The sequence below is a fragment of the Streptomyces sp. SAS_281 genome (assembly GCF_052542855.1).
In genome coordinates, this window is the sequence record NZ_JBMNDO010000001.1 from 119,446 (window position 1) to 139,197 (window position 19,752).

The window sequence follows — 19,752 nt, forward strand, 5'->3', positions numbered from 1 at the left end:
GAACCGGGCCGACCCCTGGAGATACCGTGCCCACCATGTTCGCAGCCCACGAGCGGCTGCGTCCGGTCCGGCGAACCCGAACGACCAACGCCCGCCGCCGCGAGAGCCTCACCGCCTTCGGCATGGCCACCCCGGCCGTCGTGCTACTGATCGTCTTCCTCGTCGTACCGGTCGCTCTGGCCTTCACCCTGGCGTTCACCGACGCGAAACTCGTCTCACCCACTCCGGCCCGCTTCGTGGGCCTGAGGAACTTCACCCTGCTCTTCCAGGACCCGACCTTCTACAAGTCCTTGCGCAACACGGCCTACTTCGCCGCCGTTGTCGTCCCCCTCCAGGCCGGGCTCGCCCTGGTGCTGGCCCTGCTGGTCAACGCCAAGGTCCGGGGCGTCAACTTCTTCCGTACCGTGTACTTCCTGCCGGTCGTGACTTCCATGGTCGTAGTGTCGCTCCTGTGGACCTTCCTGTACCGGGAGGACGGACTGGTCAACCACGTCCTCTCCACGCTCACCTTCGGCCATGTCCAGGGGCCGGACTGGCTGGGCGACCCGGCCACCGCGATGCCCGCCATCATCCTGATGTCGGTGTGGCAGGGCGTCGGCTTCCACATGATCATCTGGCTGGCCGGGCTGCAGACCATCCCCGCCGAGTTGTACGAGGCGGCGGATCTCGACGGAGCCACTCGCTGGCACCGCTTCCTCCACGTCACCTGGCCTGGCCTGCGCGCCACCCGCACGTTCGTGCTCGTCACCATCACGATCGCGGCGCTCAGTCTCTTCACCCAGATCAGGGTGATGACGCAGGGCGGCCCCCTCGACTCCACCACCACCGTCGTCTACCAGGCGGTGCACAGCGGCTACGACCAGCAGCAGACCGCCTACGCGGCGGCTGTCTCGCTGATCTTCTTCGTGCTCGTACTGAGCGTGTCCCTCGTCCAGCGTTTCCTGACCCGGGAGAAGGACTGACATGACTTCCTTCCTCAAGTACCTCGGCGGTCACACCAGCCGCATCGTCCTGGCCCTGGTCTTCGCACTGCCACTCGTCTTCATGTTCGTCTCGTCGTTCAAGCCGGACGACCAGATCTTCGGAGACCTGGACTCCCTGCGCGCCTTCCTGCCGGTCGGGGCACTGTCGCTGGACAACTACACAGCCGTGTTCGAGCGGGTCCCGGCAGCACGGTTCCTGCTGAACTCCGTGCTGATCTCCTCGATCACCGTGGTGTGCGGCATCGTCGTCAACAGCTTGGCCGCCTTCGCCCTGTCACGGATGCGGTGGCCCGGCCGCAAGCTCGTCCTGACCGCGATCATCGCCACTCTCATCGTGCCGTTCGAGACCTTCGCACTGCCGCTGGTGTGGTGGGTCAACCAGCTTCCGTTGCTGAACGTCAACGGATTCCACCTGGAGTGGAGCACCGGCTGGATGGACACCTACCAGGTGCAGATCCTGCCGTTCGTCGCCAACGCATTCTCCGTCTTCTTCTTCCACCAGTACTTCCAGAGCATCCCCAAGGAACTGGACGAGGCCGCCATCGTGGACGGCGCCGGCTGGTTCACCATCTACCGCCGCATCGTCATGCCGCTGTCCGGGCCGGCCGTCGCCACCGTGGCGATCCTGACCTTCCTGCCGGCCTGGAACTCCTACCTCTGGCCGCTGATGGTCGTGCAGAGCGAGGAACTGCGGCCGGTGATGGTGGGTATCTCCTACTTCTTCCAGCTGAACGTGGGATGGGGCCAGATCATGGCGTACTCCTCCATGATCACCGTGCCGATCCTGGCGCTCTTCGTGGCCTTCCAGCGTTCCTTCGTCAACAGCATCGCCTCCAGCGGCGTCAAGGGCTGATCCGCGGCATGACCAAGCCGCTCGCCCTCTTCCCGACGACTTCCGTGTGCTCTGCGCACCCCGAGAAAGGCCCTGCGTGTCCGCGTCGCCTTCCGACCCCCACCTCCCGGCCGTACATCTGCGACCGCCCCGCAACTGGATCAACGATCCCAACGGGCTGGTCTTCCATAACGGTCAGTATCACGTGTTCTTCCAGTACAACCCGCACGGACCAGACCACTCGAACGTGCACTGGGGCCACTTCCGAAGCCCCGATCTGATCAACTGGGAGCCCCTCCCGGTCGCCCTCGCACCCACGCCCGACGGTTACGACGCCGACGGCTGCTTCTCGGGCAACGCCGTCTCCGTCGATGACCGCATGGTGGCCTTCTACTCAGCCCATCGAAACGACCGCTGGTGGCAGCCCATCACCACCGCCGAGTCACAGGACGACGGCCACACCTGGGTCAAACGCCCCCAACTCCTCATCCCTCAGCCTCCTGCCGGCACCACCATGTACCGGGACCCCTACGTCTGGCGGCAGGGTGACCGCTGGCGGATGCTGGTCGGCTCCGCCCTCGACGACGGCCGCGCCGCGGCGTTGCTGTACGAGTCGGACGACCTGGAGAACTGGGCGTACCTCGGCCCCTTCCACACCGGCGACCCCGCGGCCGGCACCGGCCCGATCGGCTGGGAGTGCCCGCAGTACGCGACGTTCGGCGACCGCAATGCTTTGATCGTCAGCGACTGGACCCCGCAGAACGGCCCCAGTCACACCACCGTCCACACCGGTTGCGAGAAGGACGGTCACTTCGCGGCGGATTCGCCCCCTGTCCCTCTGGACCACGGCCCTGACTTCTACGCCCCCGCGTTGCTCAGGGCCCCCGGGGACGACCGGTGGTTGCTGTGGGCGTGGGTGTGGGAGGCTCGCGATGATGCCTGGGCGCGTGAGGCGGGCTGGGCCGGTGTTCTCACCCTTCCCCGTGAGGTGAGTCTCACGGGGAAGGGAACGGTCGCCCAACGCCCCGCTCGCGAAGTGCTTGCTCTGCGAGGTGCGCGCGCGCTTCATCGAACGGGACACGTCACGCACTCCGAGGCGGTCGAGCTCGGTCAGGTCAGCCCTGCCTTCGACCTGACCGCCGCCTTTGTTCCCGACGCCACGGGGACGAGCGGGCTGCGGCTGATCACGTCCGCCGACGGCTCCGAGTACCTCGATATCCGTCTCGACCCCGCGGTCGGACACCTCACCGTCGACCGCAGCCACGCGTCGCTCGACACACGAGCCCGGGGAGGCTCGTACACCCTGCCCTTCCCGGCGATGAAGCGCCCCGGCAATCCCGTTGAACTGCGCGTGATCGTGGACCACTCGATAGCCGAGATCTACTTGGCCGACGGGCAGGTCCTCACTCTGCGCTTCTACCCACTGGGTGAAGGGCCGTGGCGGCTCCAGGTGCGTACGACGGGCACGCTGCGCAGTGAATTCGCGGTCGAAGCCTGGGACCTGACCCAGACGGGCGCCCTGGGAGAGCCGACCCTCACGGGCCGGGGGCGGGCGCCGATCGACTGAGTCCCTGCCTGACAGGGCACGCCTGACCGGATTTCTTCACCGCAGTCCCGCCCTGTCTCAGCGTGCGACGCTGCGACAGCCACGACGCGGATCACAGACGTGGAGGGAATCCGGGTGGACAGGCGTGCCGGCCCGCACCGTCTCTGTCCTCCTGTGCCTACGAGGCCGTGAGCTCTCCCGAGCCTCGGACGATCAGCCGGGTGGGGACAGTGATGGTGCGGGCGCGGGAACGGTCGCCGTCCAGCCGTGCCAGGGCGGTCTCCGCCGCCTTGCGGCCGATCTCTTCAGGGTCTTGGGCCACGACGGTCAGGGCGGGTTCGAGGGCCTCGGCGAGTGGCACGTCGTCGAAGGCAACCACGGCGACATCCTTCCGCTTGAGGCGGGCCAGCTCGGCGACCACTCCCAGCGCGACGATGTTGTTGCCGGCGAACAGAGCGGTGGGGGGACTCTCCAGCTCCAGCAGGCGGGAGGTGCAGACAGAGGCGCTGTTCTGGTCGTGGGCGTTGATGACCAGGGAGCGGTCTTGGTGGAGGCCGGCTTCCGCCAGGGCCGAGCGGTATCCGGCGAGGCGTTCACGGCGGGTGTAGAGGTGGGTGGGGAGGTCACCGACGAAGCCGATGCGGCGGTGGCCGTGGGCGATCAGGTGCGCGACACCCTCGTGTGCCCCCGCGAGGTTGGAACTCACGACGCTGTCCGTGGTCAGCCCGGCTCCCGGCCGGTCGATGAAGACGACGGGCAGCCCCGTGCTCCGATGGCTCCGCAGGTGGGAGTGGTCGGAGCCGACGGAAGGGATGACCATCAGGATGCTGATGCGCCGGGCGAGGAACGTGTCGGTCAACCCCCTTTCACGCGTGGGTTCGTCCGCGGACGACCCCATGAGCAGGGTCAGGCCGCGGTCCCGCACGACGTCCTCGATGCCACCGGCCACTGCGCCGAAAAAAGGGTTCCCGAGGTCGGGAACGACCAGCCCGATGGTCGTGTCGGGTCCTCCGACTCGGATATTCCGGGCCATGAGGTTCGGCTGGAAGCCGAGTTTGGCCACAGCGGCCAGAACCTGTTCCCTGGTCCGGGCCGAGGCGGGGCCGTCCTCGTTGAGCACCCGGGAAACCGTCTTGGCGCTGACGCCTACTTCACGGGCGACGTCGGCCAGGGTGGGGCGGCGGTTCGCTGCCATGAAGCGGGAGTCTCCCTGCGCTCGTCGGTTCCGGCCGCGGCCTCGGCCGGAACCCGTGAGTGATTCTTCGCGTGTCAGGTGGCCTGGACCCCTGCCGCCTCGGCGGCCTCGGAATCCGCTACGACAGTACCTCCAGCCTCATCGAGGACCAGCGCGCCGGTCATAATGGCGACGACCTCGGCCATGGTGTGGTCGGAGGGCTTGATCACGGCGGCGCGACGGCCCAGCCGGTGGACGTGGATCCGGTCGGCGATCTCGAAGACGTGTGGCATGTTGTGGCTGATCAGGATGACGGGCATGCCCTTGTCGCGGACGCGGCGGATCAGGTCGAGGACCTGCCCCGATTCCTTGACGCCGAGGGCAGCGGTGGGCTCGTCCATGACGACGACGCTGCGCGCCCAGGCGACGGAACGTGCGACGGCCACGGCTTGCCGCTGCCCGCCGGAAAGGGTTTCGACCGCCTGTGTCAGCGACCGCAGTCCGATCTTGAGGTCGGCCATGTGCTCTGCGGCCTGTTGGCGCATGCGCTTCTTGTCCAGCATGCGGAAGGCGCTGCCGAGGACCCCGGGCCTGCGCAGTTCACGCCCCAGGAACATGTTCGAGGCGATGTCCATCGAAGCGGCCACCGCCAGGTCCTGGTAGACGGTCTCGATGCCGTGGGCACGCGCGCTCTGCGGCCCTGTGAACCGGATGACTTCGCCGTTGAGGCGGATTTCGCCCGCGTCCGGTGTCACCGCGCCGGTGAGCGCCTTGATCAGGCTGGTCTTGCCGGCCCCGTTGTCGCCGATGACCGCGAGGACCTCGCCGGGCATCAGGTCGAAGTCGGCGCCGTCGATGGCGGTGACCTGTCCGTAGCGCTTGACCAGACCGCGGGCCTGGAGAACAGGGGTGGGAGTGGTCGTGGTCATCGGGTCTTCCTCCGGGACATCTGGTCGACGGTCACCGCGAGGATCACGAGGATCCCGGTGATCAGGGTCTGGTAGATCGAGGCCACACCCATCAACTGGAGGCCGTTGCGGAAGACACCGACGATGAGGACACCGATGAAGGTGCCCAGGACCGAACCGCGCCCACCGAAGAGACTGGTCCCACCGAGGACCACAGCGGTGATGCTGTCGAGGTTCTCGGTCTGTCCCGCCTGAGGGTCGCCCACCCCGGTGCGCGAGATGAGCAGCAGGGCGGCGAGACCGTACAGGACGCCGGCGACGGTGTAGATGCCGATGGTCAGACGGGAGGTGCGGATGCCGTTGAGGCGTGCGGCCTCCTGGCTGTTGCCCAGGGCGTACACATGCCGGCCCCATCCGGTGCTGCTGAGGGCATAGGCCAGAAGCAGGAAGAGGGCGATGGTGAGCAGCGAGCCGTAGGTGATGTCCGTGCCGCCGAGCGGGAAGGTCTCTCCTAGCGCGGTCAGCGGGCCGGGCAGGCTGGTGACGGTCTGCTCTTCGGAGTAGATGTGCGTCAGGGCGAACGCCACGTTGAGCATGCCGAGCGTCACGATGAACGGCGGTAGCGGGATCTTCTGGACCAGGAGCCCGTTGAGAAGGCCGAAGCCGCCGCAGACGACGAGACCCGCGGTGATGGCGAGGAGTGGGGGCAGGGTGCCTTCGGCTGCCATCTTGGCGATCACGATGCTGCCGAACGCCATCACGGCACCGCACGACAGGTCGATGCCGGCTGTGAGAATGATCAGGGTCTGGCCGATGGCGAGGGTGCCGACGACCATGACCTGCTGTACGACCAGCGAGAAGTTTCCGCCCGTGAGGAACTGGTCCGTCGACAGGGAGAAGAACACACAGGCGAGAAGGAGCGCGGCCAGAGGGCCAGTGGTCGGTGCGGTGAGGAGTCTGCGGGCCGTGCTCGGCGTGTCGAGATCGGCGTACGGCGCGGTGGTGGCTGTCATGCGAAGTCCTTGTCGGAAAAGCAGAGGTCCTCGGGGGAGGACATACGGGGGCGGCCGTCCCCGGCCGGAGCAGGGCCGGCCACCTCGCCCATGGGGTTCGGCGGCGGCTGCCTGGTAGGCGGGCGACTCATCCCCAGCAGTTGGCCAGGCCGTACTCGGTGTCCTTCGACGCGACCCCCGCCTGCGCCTTGTCGGTGATCAGCCTGACGCCGGTGTCGGTGTAACCGCTGGCCTTCTTGCCGTCCTTGGCATACTTCACGACGGCCCCGACGCCTTCGGCCGCCATCTTCAGCGGGTACTGCTGGGAGGTCGCGGCGATCTTGCCGTCCTTGACCGCCTGCGTCCCGGTGCAGCCGCCGTCGACGGAGACGATCAGGACGTCCTTGTCCCGGCCCTTTGCCTTCAGCGCGGTGTACGCGCCGAGGGCGGCCGGCTCGTTGATGGTGTAGACGACGTTGATGCCGGGCGCCTTTTGCAGGCAGTTCTCCATCGCGGTCTGGCCCTTGGCCTGGTCGCCTCCGGTGTCCTGGGAGCAGACGATGGCGGGGTCCTTCTCGCCGATGCCGAAGCCCTTGAGGAAGCCGTTGTGCCGCTGGACACCGACGGCGACGCCCGGAGCCAGGTCGAGGGTGGCGATCTTGGCCGTCCTGCCCTTCATGGAGGCTTTGGCGTAGGAGCCGATCAGTTCCCCGGCCCTGAGGTTGTCGGTGGCGAAGAGGGCGTCGACCGCGCTCTGGGGGTCGGTCGGGGAGTCGAGGGCGATGACCAGAATCCCCTTGGCACGGGCCTTCTCAAGGGCAGGCACGATGGCCTTGGAGTCGCTGGGGGTGATAAGGATGCCCTTCACCCCGGCGGCGACCATGTTCTCGATCGCGGTGACCTGTCCGGCGTTGTCCCCGTCGAACTTGCCCGCTGAGGTGATCAGTTGCGCACCGCTGTCCTTGGCGGCCTTCTCTGCCCCCTCCTTCATCTTCACGAAGAACGGGTTGGTGTCGGTCTTGGTGATCAGGCCGACCTTGACGCTGCCCGAGCCGGAGCCGGCGGAATCCGATCCGGAACCGGATCCGCAGGCCGTCAGGGTGAGGGCCGCGATGCCCAGGCATGCGGCGGCTCTGATCAGGGAGGGGGTCGGACGAGTGGGGCGAGACATGAAGGGCTCCTGCGGAATCGCGTGCGGGTTGCTGGCAACGAAGCGTGCCGTCCGCGGTGTCATCGTTGACTTATGTCATCGTTGACACTGCTTGCCGAGGATGATGGACTCCGTCTCCCGGGCACGTCAATGCCTTGCCGCTGTTACAAATCGGCAACGTCCCCAGCCCGTCGGTCACCCGCGGCCGCAACGTCCGTGTCGCGGCGTACCTGGTTTGCCCGTCCGTTCGTCAGAGAAGAGCAGTCCATGAGCCCGCGTCAGATCACAGTCCTGGGTGAATGCGTCGCAGACGCGTTCACCCGGCCCGCAAGCGCTCCGAACGAGCTGGACCTCCACGTACTGCCTGGTGGTGGACCGGCGAACACGGCCGTGGCCCTGGCGCGGCTGGGTACTCCGTCCCGTTTCCTCGCGCGGCTGTCCGGGGATGTCTTCGGCCGGCTGTTCCGTGCTCACCTGGAGGCTTCAGGGGTGGATCTGTCGCAGGCCGTCGTGGCGTCGGAGCCGAGCACGTTGGCGGTGGCGGAGCTGGATGCCCAGGGGCAGGCCATGTATGCGTTCCACGCGCAAGGCACGGCCGACTGGCAGTGGTCGAGCGCTGAACTGGCCGGTGTGGACCTGTCTTCCACCGCCTGTCTGCACGCGGGTTCGCTCGCTCTGATCCGGGAGCCCGGGGCGGCGGCGGTGGAGGAGTTCCTGGCGACTGCCTCGCCCCAAGCCACCATCAGTATTGATCCCAACGTCCGGCCGCTGCTGGTGCGTCCCGAGTCCTACCGCGTGAAACTGCGGCAGTGGTGCGACCTCGCGGACATATTGCGGCTGAGTGAGGAAGACCTCGGGCTCCTTCTGCCAGAAGTGCCCCTGGAGCAGGCGTGCGACGTCTGGCACGCTGCCGGAGCACGGCTCGTCGTGGTCACGCGTGGCTCAGATGGTGCTTTTGTCTCGCTGGACGGCGAGCGGATGCATGTGCCGGGCGTGGCGACGCGGGTCGTCGACACGATCGGGGCGGGTGACTCCTTCACTGCGGGTCTGCTGCACCATCTGGGCGCACGTGGACTCCTCGGGGGGCGGCTGACCGATCTCCGTCTGGGCGCGGTGGCGGAAGCCTGTCGGTTCGCCGCCCATGTCGCGGCCTTGACCTGCTCGGTCGCCGGTCCGAACCCTCCGTGGCTGAGCCAACTGCCGCAGCGCGCCTCGCGGATCATCGCGTGATAGGCGGTCCGTTCGAGCGACGGAAAGGCGTCCCAGCCGTTGACGCGTCGGCCGGAATGTGTCCATCATCGGCCGCACCAGATGTCATCGCTGACATAAGTCAACGATGACATTCGCCGACGCGCTGTCACAGCGCCGGCAGTACTCCCTTTAGTTCCCTCCCCGCGCCGGGAACCACCCGGCCGCGGAAAGGGCCGCAGCCCAGGAGACACCATGACCTCAAGACGCGTACCCCGGCATGCCCGCACACGGATGATCGCCGCGACGGCGACCGTCTGCGCCGTGTCCGCCGCCCTGTTGGCGCCTCAGGCCGTCGCCGCCGGAACCCGGCCGTTCACCGAGACCTACCGGCCCCAGTTCCACTACACGCCGCAGAAGAACTGGATGAACGACCCCAACGGACTGGTGTACTACAAGGGCGAGTACCACCTCTTCTACCAGTACAACCCCAGCGGCAACTCCTGGGGCGACATGTCCTGGGGACACGCGGTGAGCACCGACCTCATGCACTGGGAGGAGCTGCCACTCGCCCTCTCCCATGACGACAAGGAGATGGTGTTCTCCGGCAGCGCGGTCATCGACTGGAACAACACCACCGGCTTCGGAACGAAGAAGAACCCGCCCATGGTGGCGATCTACACCAGCTACGACAAGAGCACCGGCACCCAGGCCCAGTCGCTCGCCTACAGCAACGACCGCGGACGTACGTTCACCAAGTACGACGGCAATCCCGTCATCGACTTCGGCTCCAAGGAATTCCGCGACCCCAAGGTCCAGTGGTACGCCCCGACCAAGACCTGGCTGATGACGGTGTCCCTCTCCACCGAGCACAAGGTGCAGTTCTACTCCTCGAAGAATCTCAAGAACTGGGACCTGCTCAGCGAGTTCGGGCCAGCCGGTGCGACGGGCGGCGTATGGGAATGCCCCGACCTGTTCCCCCTCGCGGTCGACGGGAACAAAACGAAGATCAAATGGGTCCTCGTCGTCAACATCAACCCCGGCGGCATCGCCGGCGGCTCGGGCGCCCAGTACTTCGTCGGTGATTTCGACGGCACGAAGTTCACCGCCGACGACAAGGGCTCCTACACCCCGCCCACCGGCACCGTCATGCAGGACTTCGAGAACCCCGACTTCGGTACATGGACAGCCACTGGCAACGCATTCGGCCAGGGACCCACGGCCGGGGCGCTGACCGGGCAGGGACCCGTCAGCGACTTCGAGGGCAAGAGCTTCGCTAACAGCTTCCACGCGGGCGACGCCGGCACCGGCATCCTGTCCTCCCCGCCCTTCACCGTCGACAGCCCGTACCTCAACTTCAAGGTCGCCGGTGGACGCCATCCCCACCAGGCGGGCACCGTGCAGGAACGGGGGCCCGTGCCGGAGGGAACGATCCTCACCGACTTCGAAGACGGCACCTACGACAACTGGACGGTCACGGGCGACGCCTTCGGAGCCGCCCCGGCCACCGGTAGCCACGCCGGCCAGCAGGAGGTCACCGGCTTTCTCGGCAGTGGTCTGGCCAACTCGTTCCTCAACGGCGACGGCTCGACCGGCAGCCTCACCTCGCCGGAATTTACCATCGACAAGGACTACGTCAACTTCCTCATCGGCGGCGGCAACCATCCTGCGAGCCAGGCCGCGCCCACCGCCGTCGAACTCCTCGTCGACGGCAAGGCGGTGCGCAGCGCCACCGGACACGACGGCGAGGCACTCAACTGGGACGCCTGGGATGTCCGCGAACTCATCGGCAAGCAGGCGCAGATCAAGATTGTCGACGAGAACACCAGCGGTTGGGGCCACATCAACGTCGACCACATCGTGCTCTCCGACATCCGGGCCCAGCCCATCTCCCGGGAGACGGCGGTCAACCTGGTCGTCGACGGCAAGGTCGTCGGCAGCGCCACCGGCTCCAACAGCGAGACGCTGGACTGGGCCTCCATCGACATGCGCCCGTACGCCGGCAAGAGGGCACAGATCCAGATCGTCGACATGAACACCAGCGGCTGGGGCCAGATCATGGCCGACCAGTTCACCGCCGCGCCAACACCCGCCAAGTCCGCCGTGCAGCGCGCCGACTGGGCCGACTACGGCAAGGACTACTACGCGGCCGTGTCCTGGGAGAACGCACCGGGCGACAAGCGGAACATGATCGGCTGGATGAACAACTGGGACTACAGCGGTTCCCTTCCCACCTCCCCCTGGCGCGGTGCGCAGAGCATCCCCCGCCAGATGGCCCTGCGCACCGTGGACGGCCGGATCAAGCTGACCAGTGAGCCGGTGAGGAGCTTGGCCTCCCTGCGAGAGGGGCGCCCGGCAGTGTCGGCCGGCACCACGGTGACCAGCACGTCACAGCCCCTGGTCCGCGGCGCGGCCAGGGGCAAAGCCCTCGACATCGAGGCGGCCTTCTCCCTCAAGGACGCCGAACGGTTCGGCATCAAGGTGCGCACCGGCGCCGGTGGAGAGGAGACCGTCATCGGATACGACACCATGACGCAGGAGCTGTACGTCGACCGGACCCGATCCGGCGCCGTGGACTTCAGCGACACCTTCGCCGGCGTCCAGCGGGCGCCCCTGCACGCCGTGAACGGAAAGGTGAAGCTGCGGATCGTCGTCGACTGGTCATCCGTCGAGGTCTTCGGCGGCAACGGCGAAGCGGTGATCACGGACCAGATCTTCCCCGACCCTTCCAGCCAGGGAGCGGAGGTCTTCGCCGAGAACGGCTCAGTGAAGCTGGACCACGCTCGCGTCTGGCACCTTGAATCCTCTCGGACGTGACGCGAGTGACCCCGATCGCAAAGGCCCGAACGTGAAGAAGACCCTGCTCGCCGAGTTCACCGCCTGCGAAGGAGCGGAGGACGAGGTCGCACACCTCCTGCGGGAGTACGCCCAGACAGTGCGCAAGGAGGTTGGCAACCTGTCCTTCGATGTCTACACCAACGCCTCCAGCCCACGTGCCTACCTCATCTTCGAGACGTATCAGGACGAGGCCGCCTTTCAACGCCACCTCACGGCTCAGTACGTTGACCCGTTCAACGCAGCCCTCGCCCCCCTGATCGAGGAGACTGCCTCGGGCCTGACCTTCCTCGTTCCCGAGTCGTGACGACATGATGTCTCTCGGCCTGAGACGCGAACCCAGCCCTCGCACCGCCACGGATCGGGACCCGCGGGATATGGGCCGCACGTGGTCCATCGGGTGAGAGAGCACCCCTGCCCGCAGGGTGACGGGTTGGTCCACGCATTTGTTCGCCGGACGTCGAACCCTTGCGCCCGTGGACGGTATGCCTGACGTCCGGCGAACAGCGCGCCAGCGGCGTGCGTCAGATGCGCGCACGTAACGCACCGCGGCAACTCGTTCAGACTTCCTCATGTGTGCCGCTGGCCTGCGACGACTTCCACATGCTTCTGTTCCACATGTGTCGCGAGGTTGAGGTGGAGGGAGAGGGAGAAGCCGGCGATATGGAGGCTGGCGTGGTGGCCCTGGACGCGCCGCTCGGTCACGGCATCAACAGCGTCCAGGGCCCGGACGGCTCAGGCGATGGCCTGGGCGGGATCTTCATAGAGGTCCGCCCGGTATTGGGCGAGTGAGCAACGGTGCGGCGGGTCGCCTGTGACGCCGATCTCCGGCCACCGCTTCAGGAGTTTCTGGCGGGCGGAGGCGGTGTCGCCCGTTCGGCCTTCGACGACGGCGTGACCGATGGCTTCCATGCTCGGGTCGGGGCCGGCTGGAACCCTAACGGCCGCTGGAGTGCTCTGGGCGGACTGGTTTCGTGGGGGTCTGCCTGGGGCCCAATTTTTGAATGGCAAGCTGGGTGCCTCGTGCGTCAAGAAGCCGCACGTAACGCACACAGCGCACGTAGCGCACGCGAGCATTTTACCCAGAATGTAAGCCGTAGGGTGCTGAACTGCGGCTACTTCCACGCGTTTGCGCTCCACATGTTTCGCGATGACCCATCATGTGGAGTGCGTCGCGATCCTTGAGCCCGCCGCAAAGGGCGCCTGACCTGCCGTATTATCGAGTGTGCATTATGTGCGCTGTGGGCGCTACGGGCGATATCTTGACGCATATTCGACGCACGACGGGCCCTTCTGACGCACGTTTGACGCACAAGCTGACGGATCATCAGGCGATCGCGGCGACTTCTGACGGCGTGACAGGCGGGGTCGGTGGGCACCCAGGCTTGATAACGCTCTGTGACGGATTCGACGCCGCGTAGAGGCTCCGGAGGGGCGGGGGGAGGGCTTGGGCGCCGTTGGCCCGCGTTTGCCCGCCGTGACGTGGTGGAGTGCCGCCCGGCACGTCGAGCGAGCAGGGGCAGGATGTGTCTACACGCTCTCTTCACGGCCCCGTGGTCTCGTGTGGAAACAAATCTGCCCCTGCTCGACGTTGTCGATTTCCTAGCCGAGGGGGGAAGTCGGGCGTGAAGCTGTTCCATACATCGAGAGGCGGCGTGACTGAGGTCATGCCGCGTCTTGCCGACGTTGAGGCGGATGTGCAGAGCCTTATCGAGGCGCACATGGAGGCGATGCTCGGGGTGCGATTCCTGGCGAGTGAGTACGTGATTGGATGCGCCGATGGCGGACGTATCGACTCGCTGGGTCTCGATGAGAACGGCGCACCCGTGATCGTTGAGTACAAGCGCGGCACAGACGCCGGCGTTATCAACCAGGGCCTCTACTACATGGCCTGGCTGGTGAATCATAAGGACGTCTTCCGGAACCTGGTTCGCGACCGGCTCGGGGTCACGGCCGCGTCCCAGATCCTGTGGAGCGCACCTCGGCTGATCTGTGTGGCCGGCGACTTCACCCGCTATGACGCGCACGCCGTCCGGGAGCACCGACGGTCAATCGATCTCGTGCGCTACCAGTACTTCGGCAGGGATCATTTCAGTCTTGAGACTGTGGCTTCCGTCACGGGGCGATCGGCTCAGGGTGAACGGGAACGTCGCCGAGCAGCCGGCGAGCCGCTCCGTCGAAAGCAGGGCGGAGCAATGTCCGAGCTGGCACAGGCGGTCGACGAGGTTCTCGTCGGACTGGGCGGAAACGTCACTAGGGTCCAGCGTAAGCAGTACTGCGCCTATCAGCGGCTCCGAAACTTCGCGTGCCTCATCCCGCCGCAGCAAGTCAAAGTGGTGGTTTACCTGAAGGTGGCGCCAGCAGCGGTGGACCTAGTGCCTGGATTCACGCGGGACGTGACGGGACTTGGTCACCACGGCACGGGCGACCTGGAGGTTCAGCTACGCACCGAGGGCGACCTGGAGCGTGCCCAGGAACTGTTCCGACTCAGTTACGCGGCTGCGTGAAGGGGCGACGCTCGGTACTGCCGTGCGGATTTCGCGGTTGGAGTTGTGCTCGTCGGGTGCTGCCTCTCGTCGGCTGGTCAGGAAGTGGCGGTGGATATACAAGTATTCGGCGGTTCCCCGGTTTCGGTAACCGGGGAACCGCCGGTATATTGCCACCGCTACTCGGTTAGCCGCCGACGGTGTTTGTCCGCTCAATGCCAGGATCCCGGTGGCGGACGCGGTGGGCCTCCAGCAGTCACGGTGAGCTGCTGTCGAGAGGCTGGCCAGGCCCGTTGATTCGGCTGCCGCGTGCGGCGACGTAGGAAAGGCCGGGGTCGGTAGCTGGTGCGCTTGACGAAGCCGTACAGGCCGATCTCGGCCTCGGGGCTGGTGGGCTGGTCCCGGCCCCGGCAATGATATGCAGGGAGTTCGCCGAGGGGACGACGGCCAGGCCGTCACGGGCGGCTATCTCGGCCACCAGGGCGTCCCGGTTCTCCGAATCCCGGCGGTAGGTGACGACCCGGCCGCCCAGCGCGCGGATGCCAGGTCGAAGCGGCGGAGAAATGCCTGCCAGGATCGGTTCACGTCGTCCGGGGTCGCGCCGGCTTTCGAGGACCATAGCCACACCGGCGGGGCGTCCCGGTCTTTCGACAGGTGCTCGACCTTCAGTCGCATTAACGTGCCCTCGACCAAGGGTAGTTCGCCCTCGTGGTCGAGCCATGAGGAGCGGTGGGTGAGCCGGGATGGACCCGGTCCCACGCCTGGGTCTCGGCCTTGCCGTAGTTGATGGTGTCCGTGACCGTGGTGATCGCGGGCTCGGGCCAGGTCTCCGGCTCGGTGAAGCGGAACTCCGGACCGTGCTTGGGTGGCCGGCCGTTCGTCCCCGGTCGGCGGTGCGGCTTCGGCAGCCGCATGACCCGGTCGGACCGCACCCTGCCGACCAGTTCGACGGGCAGGTCACGCAGGACCCAGGCCAGGCGGGTGATGTCATAGCCGGCGTCGCTGACGATCACGATATGCGGATCCCGGTCCGCCACTGGACTTTCAGGACAGCCGGCACACGAAGGTTCGGGCCCAACTTCTGGAAGAGCCACGCCGGTGGAGGCTCGCGCTAGGCGGGGAGGCTGACAGCTTCTTCATCAATGTCGTCGCCGACGGCAGTCCGTGGGGTCTCGGCTACGACTCTGAGCGGGGTTTGCCCGCCCTGGTCTCCGGCGTAGATGGCCATCCGTACGCTTGGACGTTCAAGCTGGTCGACGAAACCTGATGCCCAGGCTGGGCCGCTGGCCGCCCCCAGGGCACGGAGCTGTACAAGCGCCCGCCGAGTCCTGACTCGGACCAGAGGATTCGTTCGGGTCAGTTCTGACCGTCGTCGTCCAGCTCCGGCCCGTCCGGGTCGTGCAGCGGGCGCAGGGCGCCGGCGGCCGGGGTGCTGGCGGTGAAGCTGTAGCGGCCGAGCAGGTTCAGGTTGCGGTGCTTGAGCGGGGACAGGCGAGCGATGTCCTCGTCTCCGATCTCGTGGCTTTCGGCGCGGAGCTGGGCGACGGTGGCGTCGATGTACTTCGTGCTCCAGAGCACGATGGCGTGGAGGACCGCAGGTCGTAGGCGCGGACCTGGTTGGTGACCAGGGAACCGGCGACCTTCAGCATCTCCGGCCAGTGCGTGATCACCTTGTTCAGGTTCACACGGTTGCGGGCCAGGTCCTCCACCATGCCGTAGGTGCCCGTCTCGACGCCGGGCATCGTGGCCCGCCAGAACCGCTGGTCGCCCAGGTCGCGGAACCGCGGACTGAAGTTGTAGCCGAGGATCTTGAACAGGCCGAACACCATGTCCGAGTACGAGGCATCGTCGGTGATTATCTAGGAGTGTCAAGCTCTGCCGCTGATCCTCGTCCTGACACAGTGGCAGGCAAGTGAGGCACATCTGAGGAAATCGCTAGTGCCCAGGCCAAGGTGAAGACAAGATGTCTTCGTGACCACCAGTAGTCGATGGATCAACCTTGCGGCCTCGCAGCTGCAGCCGGCGAAGCTGCGGACGCTCGCTAACGATGCGGGTCTTGAAGCTCGTCGGACTTCGGACGGCGGTTGGCGCGTGTGCGTGCAGGAGGATTACCGGCGGAGTCAGTCACCGTTGCTGCGTTCTGAGCGCGCCAGCGCAGCAGACCCAGCGTCCTTTTCGCGGCTGACTGAACTGTTTGACACCCCTATAGAGGTCTCCTCCCTCACTCAGGCTGGCCATGCGAAGGTCCGCCAGCAGCAGACGCCCGCTGCACTGGCGGCTCAGTTCCAACTCGAGTTCATGTTCACTCCCGGACAACAACTGGCCGGTGTCATGCGAGCCTTCCTGAGTGAACGGGCGACGTTGCTCGACGGGCCAGCTTCTGAAATTCGAGTTGTGCTGAGTGACTCCGCCCTGCCTCGCCGGGCCAACTTCCCACGCATCCTCACCTCGCTGGCCTTCCAGAAAGAGGATCTCCCTGCAATAGGCGGAGAAGTCGGCAAGCTTTTCCCTGTCGCACAAGGGCTCACGCAGGACGTTTCTATCGGGGCACTCACGTTCGTACTTCCAGCGCTCTCCGCAGCGTCTCCGAAAGTGCTTGGTGTAGCGGCTGCTCGCTTGCTCGCATGCGGCGTCTGGCTTTTTGGCCAGGCGCTGAGTGATGCGGATTGGCCAAGCAACCGCCTCACCGATGCACTTCTCCCAATGGCACGCTTCGATAGCCCAAGGGGGCGCGCGACCACCCCAAGCGTGGACCTTACGGGTCCATATCTCAGCTGGTGGGTGCAACGCTCCGCTGAGCTCCTCCGCATAGCTACTGACCCTGCTGGCTTCAAAGATGAACAGGGCTTCTATGTGCCGACTCGCCACCTCGCCTTCATCGCGAGCCTGGGGCGCCTCTACCGTGACACAGCCGAGGCCATGCGCTCGAACAGTCACAGTGTCGCCCTGCGCGCGGCATACGATGCGCTCGATTGCCTGGAAGGAATGCGATGGAACGCGTTCGACAACGCGACCAATCCCAGCAAAGTCCGTAAAGTCTTGGAGAGACTGCGTGAGACACTGCCTTCACCGGTCGCCGAAGTGGCACTTCCCCTGTGTGAGCGTGCAGCACGAGCCCTGGAAGAGGTGCAGGACGGATTCATCACCAGAAGCCGTCACTACTCCACCGACGGGCTGGTTGAAATGCCAGGAAAGGGAGGTCCGCAAAATATCTCCTGGGACAAGGCCGTCCAGATGTACATCCGTCTGGATCGGAACAGCGCTCATTCATTCGGCAAGATCGAAGAGGATCCTCTCGACCGCAGTCTTCTCTTTGTCCACGAGGGGGTGATTCCCGGAGACCTCTGCTACCTTCCTTTCCTGCATTTGATGGACATGCTGGTAAACTGTGAGCGCATCGAAGTGCAGCTCTCCAAACGCCGCTAGAGCCCGCTCACCGAAGCATGGTTCTGGTATGCGAAGTCGGCTCACAAGTAGCTGTACCGCTGTGCCAACCGGCCCCGTCACCTACGGCGCCTCAAGGTTGGCAGGCCACCGGAAACCGTACGCAGACTGACCGAGGGGGTGCGTTCGTCCTGCGGTCCGTGCGCCGATTGCCGCCGCTCCGCCTCGCGACGCTTCGCCACCTCTTCAGCCTCTCGGCCGGCCTCAGTCTCTGGGTGCATCTCCACCGCGGACGTCACCAGCTCGATCAGCGACTGCCGACCCTTACCCTTCTGCGACCCGGCCACAAGGGCGCCCCGGTTGGTGCTCCTCGTGATCACGATCTGGCGGGGTGGCGTGGGCGGATCAGGGACCGCTACGCGTACGCCTTCTCCGGCTTTCAGACGATCGAGAACTATCTGGAGCGCGACGAGGTTCGTCGTCAGGCGGACCTTGGTGTACGTCCAGCCCTTTCGTGGAGTCAGGGACGCCTCGACGACATCGCCGTCGGCGCTATGGACGAAGGCTACGAAGCTGGGCCACGGCTGACGGCGTTGGCTATTCCCCATGCATCCGAATGTTCCACCGGAAGCAGGGTTGCCACCAGCCCCCAACGGGCCATCCCTGCATGTGGTTTTGCCGGTACAGCAGTGCGGAGGAACCTGGAGCCGATACCTGCTGGCGATCGCACACGGTCACCAGCAGGGTGGGGCCCACGAGGAACTGGCGACAGTTGAATAGGCGAGCCCACCAGTACCGAGGCCGGATCTGCTCGGCGTGTAAGGCCCGGGGCGGGGCAGGTGGCTGCGCCCCGTTTGGTCAGCGCCAGGTGTACGTCTGGTCGGTGATCGGGGGGAGTTGTATGTCGCTGGGCGGGTCGGTGGGCCCGGTCAGCTCACTGAGCGCGGTGCCGATGGCGGGGTAGAGGTGGCGGTGGGCGGCCTGGGCGAGGGGAACCCAGACCACGCTGGTGACGTCTTCGGCGTCTTGCTCGGTTGTGGGGAGGGAGGCCCGGACGTGGCGGGGGAGGGGCAGAAGATGGATCAGGTGGAGCCGGCGGAATGTGCCGGTTCTGCCGGGGCGTGTCGTGATCTGGTCTTGTGCCCAGCGCAATCGGGGACGGTCGGGGAGGGCGGTGACATCGAGATCGAGTTCTTCCTTGAGTTCGCGGGCGAGCGCAACAGGCACTTCCTCGTCCGGGTGGAGGAGCCCGCCCGGCAGTGAGTACTGGTCTCCACCAGGGCGGGCCCGGCGGATCAGGCAGATTTCGTCGCTTTCGATGATGGCGGCGCAGGTGCGGATCGCGATGGCCGGAACGGCGCCCGTCGTGGTCATGAGTCCGTCCGCGACTGGAGGGCGACAGCGTTGTTGGCCGCCAGCCAGCCCATCGGGTTGCCGCAGTCGAAGTACTGGCCGGTGACGGGGTGGATGAGCACGTTGTGGTCGCGGGCGAAGGCGGTGATGGCGTCGGTGGCCTGGTACTCGCCGTTCGCGGCCGGGGTGAGCTTCTCGAAGTAGGCGGTGGCCTCGGCGGGAAGCAGCGTGCGGCTGATGTTGATGTAGGCCGTCGGTGCGCCGTAGGCCGTCGGCTTTTCCAGCAGGTCGTCCATTACCTGCCGGCCGTCCTTCGTGTTTCGGGGCTTCAGGATTCCGTACCGGTGGGCGTCGCTGCCGGGGACAGTGGAGGCGGCGACAGCACCTGCGGTGCCGGCGGCGTCGCGGGCGGCGGCCAGGTCGGCGAGGTCGGATCCGCCGTCGGTCCGCAGGAGCAGGTCGTCGCCGGCGATGAGGAAGAAGTCCTGGTCGCCGATGAAGTCGGCGGCCAGGATCGCGGGCAGGGCCGTTCCGTACCGGTCGCTGTCGCGGGGCTGCTCGATGAAGTGGAAGTCCGCCTGGTCGTGGAGGTGCGCGATCGGTTCGTACTTCTTCTGCCAGCCGCGGGCGGCGAAGTAGTCCCGCATGCCGTGGTCTTCGGTGAAGTAGTGGCGGACCTGCCGTCCACCCTCGCCCTGCGAGGTGACGATCGCGATCTCGCGCACGCCCGCTGCCAGGCAGTCGGCGACCGCGTAGGCGAGGACGGGTTGGTCGAGTACCGGCAGCATGCACTTGTTGACCGACTTGGCGATGGGGAAGAAGCGGGTTCCCATGCCGGCTACGGCGATGACGGCGCGACTCACGCGGGCCCTTCGGGTGGGTGCGGGCTCTGCCTGTGGTCCTTTGGCAGGGCCCGGCGGG

14 protein-coding genes and 3 pseudogenes are annotated in these 19,752 nt (G+C 66.3%); 8 read left to right on the forward strand and 9 right to left on the reverse strand.

The annotated features are described in order from the left end of the window. The first annotated feature begins 35 nt into the window (after window positions 1–35). From ACN6LM_RS00500 to ACN6LM_RS00510, 3 genes are all read left to right on the forward strand, one after another. Window positions 36–962, forward strand: a complete 927-nt coding sequence (locus ACN6LM_RS00500) for a carbohydrate ABC transporter permease (RefSeq protein WP_445063229.1) — start codon at window positions 36–38, stop codon at window positions 960–962. Window position 963: 1 nt separating this feature from the next. After that, the gene (locus ACN6LM_RS00505; RefSeq protein WP_445063230.1) at window positions 964–1,836 is read left to right on the forward strand and encodes a carbohydrate ABC transporter permease; all 873 of its coding nucleotides are present in this window, start codon (window positions 964–966) and stop codon (window positions 1,834–1,836) included. 76 nt (window positions 1,837–1,912) lie between these two features. After that, window positions 1,913–3,382 carry a glycoside hydrolase family 32 protein gene (locus tag ACN6LM_RS00510; RefSeq protein WP_445063231.1) on the forward strand — a complete coding sequence of 490 codons (1,470 nt, stop codon included), beginning with the start codon at window positions 1,913–1,915 and terminating at the stop codon, window positions 3,380–3,382. A gap of 157 nt (window positions 3,383–3,539) precedes the next feature. Here the strand turns inward: ACN6LM_RS00510 and ACN6LM_RS00515 are convergent, their stop codons facing one another. The 4 genes from ACN6LM_RS00515 to ACN6LM_RS00530 form a co-directional block, all read right to left on the reverse strand. After that, the gene (locus ACN6LM_RS00515) at window positions 3,540–4,556 is read right to left on the reverse strand and encodes a LacI family DNA-binding transcriptional regulator (RefSeq protein WP_445063232.1); all 1,017 of its coding nucleotides are present in this window, start codon (window positions 4,554–4,556) and stop codon (window positions 3,540–3,542) included. A 74-nt stretch (window positions 4,557–4,630) separates the two neighbouring features. Continuing rightward, window positions 4,631–5,464, reverse strand: a complete 834-nt coding sequence (locus ACN6LM_RS00520) for an ATP-binding cassette domain-containing protein (protein WP_445063233.1) — start codon at window positions 5,462–5,464, stop codon at window positions 4,631–4,633. Beyond that, the gene (locus ACN6LM_RS00525; RefSeq protein WP_445063234.1) at window positions 5,461–6,456 is read right to left on the reverse strand and encodes an ABC transporter permease; all 996 of its coding nucleotides are present in this window, start codon (window positions 6,454–6,456) and stop codon (window positions 5,461–5,463) included. The genes ACN6LM_RS00520 and ACN6LM_RS00525 overlap by 4 nt, the downstream gene beginning before the upstream one ends. Window positions 6,457–6,583: 127 nt before the next feature. After that, window positions 6,584–7,606 carry a sugar ABC transporter substrate-binding protein gene (locus ACN6LM_RS00530; RefSeq protein WP_445063235.1) on the reverse strand — a complete coding sequence of 341 codons (1,023 nt, stop codon included), beginning with the start codon at window positions 7,604–7,606 and terminating at the stop codon, window positions 6,584–6,586. A 246-nt stretch (window positions 7,607–7,852) separates the two neighbouring features. Here ACN6LM_RS00530 and ACN6LM_RS00535 point away from each other — a divergent pair, with 246 nt between their 5' ends. The 3 genes from ACN6LM_RS00535 to ACN6LM_RS00545 all read left to right on the forward strand — a co-directional run bounded on the left by ACN6LM_RS00535 (window position 7,853) and on the right by ACN6LM_RS00545 (window position 11,915). Further along, window positions 7,853–8,815 (forward strand): carbohydrate kinase family protein, encoded by a 963-nt coding sequence (locus ACN6LM_RS00535; protein ID WP_445063236.1) that lies wholly within the window; start codon window positions 7,853–7,855, stop codon window positions 8,813–8,815. A gap of 213 nt (window positions 8,816–9,028) precedes the next feature. Further along, the gene (locus ACN6LM_RS00540; protein ID WP_445063237.1) at window positions 9,029–11,590 is read left to right on the forward strand and encodes a GH32 C-terminal domain-containing protein; all 2,562 of its coding nucleotides are present in this window, start codon (window positions 9,029–9,031) and stop codon (window positions 11,588–11,590) included. Window positions 11,591–11,621: 31 nt separating this feature from the next. Then, window positions 11,622–11,915: a putative quinol monooxygenase gene (locus ACN6LM_RS00545; protein WP_445063238.1), complete on the forward strand. Its 294-nt coding sequence runs from the start codon at window positions 11,622–11,624 to the stop codon at window positions 11,913–11,915. Window positions 11,916–12,232: 317 nt separating this feature from the next. Here ACN6LM_RS00545 and ACN6LM_RS00550 read toward each other — a convergent pair. Next, window positions 12,233–12,520, reverse strand: a pseudogene (locus ACN6LM_RS00550) (hypothetical protein); the annotation flags it as partial. Window positions 12,521–13,275: 755 nt separating this feature from the next. Here ACN6LM_RS00550 and ACN6LM_RS00555 point away from each other — a divergent pair. Then, window positions 13,276–14,115, forward strand: a complete 840-nt coding sequence (locus tag ACN6LM_RS00555; protein WP_445063362.1) for an endonuclease NucS domain-containing protein — start codon at window positions 13,276–13,278, stop codon at window positions 14,113–14,115. Between the two features lie 522 nt (window positions 14,116–14,637). Here the strand turns inward: ACN6LM_RS00555 and ACN6LM_RS00560 are convergent. Both ACN6LM_RS00560 and ACN6LM_RS00565 read right to left on the reverse strand, forming a co-directional pair. Further along, window positions 14,638–15,119 (reverse strand): annotated as a pseudogene (locus ACN6LM_RS00560) (transposase); the annotation flags it as partial. 331 nt (window positions 15,120–15,450) lie between these two features. Continuing rightward, window positions 15,451–15,953, reverse strand: a pseudogene (locus ACN6LM_RS00565) (Tn3 family transposase); the annotation flags it as partial. Window positions 15,954–16,065: 112 nt separating this feature from the next. Here ACN6LM_RS00565 and ACN6LM_RS00570 point away from each other — a divergent pair. Then, window positions 16,066–17,520 carry a hypothetical protein gene (locus tag ACN6LM_RS00570; RefSeq protein ID WP_445063239.1) on the forward strand — a complete coding sequence of 485 codons (1,455 nt, stop codon included), beginning with the start codon at window positions 16,066–16,068 and terminating at the stop codon, window positions 17,518–17,520. An 816-nt stretch (window positions 17,521–18,336) separates the two neighbouring features. On the opposite strand, the gene ACN6LM_RS00575 is transcribed toward ACN6LM_RS00570, so the two are convergent. Then, window positions 18,337–18,852, reverse strand: coding sequence for an NUDIX domain-containing protein (locus ACN6LM_RS00575; RefSeq protein WP_445063240.1), 516 nt, complete (start codon window positions 18,850–18,852; stop codon window positions 18,337–18,339). Next, window positions 18,849–19,694, reverse strand: coding sequence for a sugar phosphate nucleotidyltransferase (locus ACN6LM_RS00580; RefSeq protein ID WP_445063241.1), 846 nt, complete (start codon window positions 19,692–19,694; stop codon window positions 18,849–18,851). The genes ACN6LM_RS00575 and ACN6LM_RS00580 overlap by 4 nt, the downstream gene beginning before the upstream one ends. Window positions 19,695–19,752: the final 58 nt, after the last annotated feature.

Coding starts and splice junctions, on each gene's coding strand:
- ACN6LM_RS00500 (WP_445063229.1), top strand. CDS start 36: ATGTTCGCAGCCCACGAGCGGCTGCGTCCGGTCCGGCGAACCCGAACG.
- ACN6LM_RS00505 (WP_445063230.1), top strand. CDS start 964: ATGACTTCCTTCCTCAAGTACCTCGGCGGTCACACCAGCCGCATCGTC.
- ACN6LM_RS00515 (WP_445063232.1), bottom strand. CDS start 4,556: ATGGCAGCGAACCGCCGCCCCACCCTGGCCGACGTCGCCCGTGAAGTA.
- ACN6LM_RS00520 (WP_445063233.1), bottom strand. CDS start 5,464: ATGACCACGACCACTCCCACCCCTGTTCTCCAGGCCCGCGGTCTGGTC.
- ACN6LM_RS00525 (WP_445063234.1), bottom strand. CDS start 6,456: ATGACAGCCACCACCGCGCCGTACGCCGATCTCGACACGCCGAGCACG.
- ACN6LM_RS00530 (WP_445063235.1), bottom strand. CDS start 7,606: ATGTCTCGCCCCACTCGTCCGACCCCCTCCCTGATCAGAGCCGCCGCA.
- ACN6LM_RS00535 (WP_445063236.1), top strand. CDS start 7,853: ATGAGCCCGCGTCAGATCACAGTCCTGGGTGAATGCGTCGCAGACGCG.
- ACN6LM_RS00540 (WP_445063237.1), top strand. CDS start 9,029: ATGACCTCAAGACGCGTACCCCGGCATGCCCGCACACGGATGATCGCC.
- ACN6LM_RS00555 (WP_445063362.1), top strand. CDS start 13,276: ATGCCGCGTCTTGCCGACGTTGAGGCGGATGTGCAGAGCCTTATCGAG.
- ACN6LM_RS00575 (WP_445063240.1), bottom strand. CDS start 18,852: ATGACCACGACGGGCGCCGTTCCGGCCATCGCGATCCGCACCTGCGCC.